This window comes from Maribacter antarcticus DSM 21422 (assembly GCF_000621125.1).
GTDB lineage: Bacteria > Bacteroidota > Bacteroidia > Flavobacteriales > Flavobacteriaceae > Maribacter > Maribacter antarcticus.
Genome location: NZ_JHZC01000035.1, coordinates 1 through 1,235 on the forward strand (window position 1 = coordinate 1; position 1,235 = coordinate 1,235).

A 1,235-nucleotide genomic window follows, 5' to 3' on the forward strand; every position below is an offset into this window, starting at 1 on the left:
GCAAAACGCTGTCTGCTAGCATTAAATCCCTCTGCGAATTGCTGTATGGACTCTACCCCAGCGTATGCTGAAACGTTGTGTACCTCATCAAAGGTTTTGTTCCAAGTTAAGCCATTGGTCCACGTCCATGCATAAGCATATTGTGAGCGGGCTTCAGAACCATTGATAAAGTTACCTTCTACATATTCAGGTTGTGGTCGAGAGATATTTCTAACGCGTTGAACGGTAGCATCTACACCAAAACTAGTTCTGATTTCAAGATTGTCTGCCAATTGATAGGCAGCGTATACATTACCCAATAAACGTAAATCATATCGACGGTCATCTTGGTTTCTAGATACTGCTGCAAAAGGGCTAAAGTTATTTCCTAAATTCGCACCTCTACTACCTGCAAAATTACCTGCGATATCGCGTACAGGTAATAACGGATGGTGTTTGTAAGAACCTGCTATAGGACCTTGCTCTTCATCAGTATTGTTTATTCCTTTTCTATTTTCGAAAGACGCGGTAAAATTTTCACCAATAGTCAACTTGTTGTTTATTGCTTTAAACTCCGTGTTGGCTCTCAAAGAAACTCTGTTGTACCCTACGAATTTTACAATATCTTCTTGGTTAAAATACCCCAATGAAAATGCATAACGTGCATTTTCTGTAGCTCCAGAAGCAGAAAGGTTATGTTGTTGAATTGGTGCTGAACGCGTTACTTCTTCAAACCAGTTGGTGTCTGCAGAACGTGTTATCGCATAAATATTATCTGGAGTAAGAGAGTATAGGTCTGCGTTTGTTGCAGGGTCTCCTTCAAAAGTACCACTTGGGAACACAAAATCCGGAATTGTAATTTCTCCGTTTGGTCCATACCCGTACTGTCCGTGCGATGGTGTTCTACCCGCATATAAATCTGCTAGATACAAATAGTTTCCTAAACCTTGAGCATCTAAAACATCTGGCGATTCAGTTGCGGTTTGTACCCCGTAAAACGTATTATACGAAATAGATGGTTTTCCCATCTTTCCTTTTTTAGTGGTAATGATGATTACACCATTTGCCGCTCTAGAACCATAAATAGATGCAGCTGATGCATCTTTTAGTACCTGTAAAGACTCAATGTCATTCGGGTTTATGTTTCCTGGATCTGTGGAAGGCACACCATCTATAATGTATAGAGGATCGTTATTACCTACAGAACCAAAACCACGAATACGCACGGTAGCTGAACCACCTGCACGTGAATCGTT

1 protein-coding gene is annotated in these 1,235 nt (G+C 40.7%); it reads right to left on the reverse strand.

What is annotated here, in order from left to right; all coding sequences use genetic code 11:
• The coding region (locus Q360_RS0116565) for a TonB-dependent receptor plug domain-containing protein (protein WP_027078066.1) at window positions 1-1,235 on the reverse strand (1,235 nt) is incomplete at both ends.